At 41.3% G+C, this 2546-nt stretch carries 2 protein-coding genes; one reads left to right on the plus strand and one right to left on the minus strand.

From position 1 onward, the window contains the following. The coding region (locus AB7U21_RS11845; protein WP_428389292.1) for a monomethylamine:corrinoid methyltransferase at positions 1-1080 on the minus strand (1080 nt) is incomplete at its 3' end. A gap of 531 nt (positions 1081-1611) precedes the next feature. Between AB7U21_RS11845 and AB7U21_RS11850 the strand changes: the two genes are divergently transcribed. Beyond that, the coding region (locus AB7U21_RS11850; protein ID WP_428389294.1) for a methylcobamide:CoM methyltransferase MtbA at positions 1612-2546 on the plus strand (935 nt) is incomplete at its 3' end.

A 2546-nucleotide genomic window follows, 5' to 3' on the forward strand; every position in this document is an offset into this window, starting at 1 on the left:
TCCTAGTAATATATCCCTGCCGCATACAGTGTCCCCTATAGCCTGGGCAGCAGTTTCATAGAACATCATATCAGTAGATATACCAGCAGCATTCCAATAATATCTTGCAGTGTAATAGTCCATATTCCTTGATATTGCAAGTGAGGAGAGATTTGAAGCCCAAAGTATCTCTTTAGCAGATGAAGATCCAGTAGTTGCGTGTGAAGATCCAGAAGCATGTATACTTGAATGTGCGAGTACTTTTGACTGTAAAGTTTCAGCCACATCTATTATTGCAAGTCCTTCAGCCGAACCTATGCACGGCCCCCCAAAAACAGGCACTTGCCCAGAAATATAATGGTTTCCATGTTCTTGGTGGAAGATACATTTGGACAATGTTTCGTAATCTACTTTCAGATCATCCATGTAGACTTCCTGAGGGTCATAGCTTGAGTATAGTTCATCCGATGACACAAGCAGATATGATGTGGGGAGTGTAGGTGTACTGGGTCCCATCAATGCCAGTCCTTCACGCCCTCCGATCTTTGTAGCAAGCCTTTCATTGCGTGCAGCTTTTAGGACAGCTAACATCTCTAATGGGCTCTTTGGTCTTATATATTCTCCACAGAACTGCTTCATTGCACCACTATATATTCCCTGTACAACATTCTCAAGTACTGCACTTAAGTTTATGTAAAGGAAGTTTTCTTCGGAAACACTTCCCCCCATTGGTCCACCAATAATAATGGGGGGAATTGGTGACAGAGGATATCTGTGGGTAACAGTTACTTTTTCTTTCAGTCTGCCAATTTCTAGAGGATTAATTACATTAAGAGATTTCAGGATATCTTCTTCATCTATCTGAATCACTCTTTCTGTGCTTTTGCAGTACACTCCTACAGAATGTAGTAGCTCTATGCCAGCCTCAAATGTTGCATCTGCAAGTTCAAGATCATCAGGTACAAAGCTTTTCCCATCATATTTGATGCCATATTTTAAAGCAAGTTCTTCTGATTTCTTGAATACATTTAAATCGTGTTGTTTCTCAGTTTTGCTTTCGCCTTCAATTGCGCTCTTGAGGTACTTATACATGTTTTGCATGTCGACACCCGGATAAAAAAGATTTAGTCAGATTTAATTTCATTTTTAAGTCGTTCAGTTCAAGTTCTAATGTTCACCCATATATTTATTTTGTTTTTGTAGATACTATTTATGATCCTTAGCTTCCTATTCTATACATATATACATAATTTTAAGCAAATTTGCTTTTAAGATTACCTATTTCATTCTGAATCTTATTTCTCTTTTCCTATACTATGCGATTTCTTATTTTTCACAAGGTATTATTTATATTTTTCTATTATTCACAATCTACATATAGCTGATTTATTATTTAGAATTAAAAGCATTTCCTTTTTCATGCTTATTTATTATCGAATAATATACCTAATAGGATTCTTTTTCTTTCTCTTTGTTTCCTTTTCAAAAAAAAGTTTATCTATCACCTAGTTTATAATTTTTTCGTATGGATTTTTTTTCTTCTACTATATATAGATTTGGTACGCAAAACCAAAAAATATATATAGCTGTTACCCCCTCTGTCATCATTGTTAAAGGAGAGGAGATTTTACTATGTCCAATTACACCCCTAAAGAAAGGCTTGCCCGTATTTTAACAGGGCAGAACGTAGATCGTATGGCAGCTATCTCTGTCACGCAGACCGGTACCGTAGAACAAATGGAAGCTTGTGGCGCATTCTGGCCTCAGGCCAATGAAGATGCCCAGCTCATGGCCGATCTGGGTGAAGCTGGTCACACCGTTGTCGGTTTTGAGGCCGTGCGTGTGCCCTTTGATATCACCGCTGAAGCCGAGTTCTTCGGCTGCAAGATCAAGGCAGGCACACAGGAACAACAGCCCTCTGTTGTAGGTCATGTGGTCAAGAGCGTTGATGACATATCCAAACTGGAAGGTTACAACCTGGACCACGGGAGGATCGGCGTTGTCTGCGAGGCTATCAGGATCCTGGCAGACAAGTACGGTAAGGAACTGCCGGTCATCGGCAGCATGATAGGTCCTTTCTCCCTGGCACAGCATTTGAACGGTGACGACTGGTTCATGAACATCTTCACAGATGAGAACCTGGGCCTGAAGCTCATGGAGTTCTCCACAGCTTTCAGCATTGCATACGCCAAGAAGATGGTGGAGAACGGTGCAGATACCATGGTCATCATCGACCCGACTGCAAGTTACCAGCTCATTGGTGCTGAGTTCTACGAGAAGTTCGTGGTGCCATTCCACAAGAAACTGGTAGATGCCATGAACGAAGTGAACGTGCCAACAGTGCTCCATATTTGCGGTGATACCACAGGTGGTCTTACACTCATGGAATCATGCGGTGTGAATGCTATCAGTATCGATCAGAACGTAGATCCTGCAACTGCTGTCAAGACAGTTAAGAAGGCTGTTATCGTAGGTAACCTGGACCCCGTGAACGTGCTCTGGAACAAGACACCTGAGTTCATCAAAGAGAAGTCAAAGGAAGTTCTTGATGCAGGAGTCGCATTGCT

This window comes from Methanomethylovorans sp., assembly GCF_050177135.1.
Taxonomy (GTDB): Archaea; Halobacteriota; Methanosarcinia; order Methanosarcinales; family Methanosarcinaceae; genus Methanomethylovorans.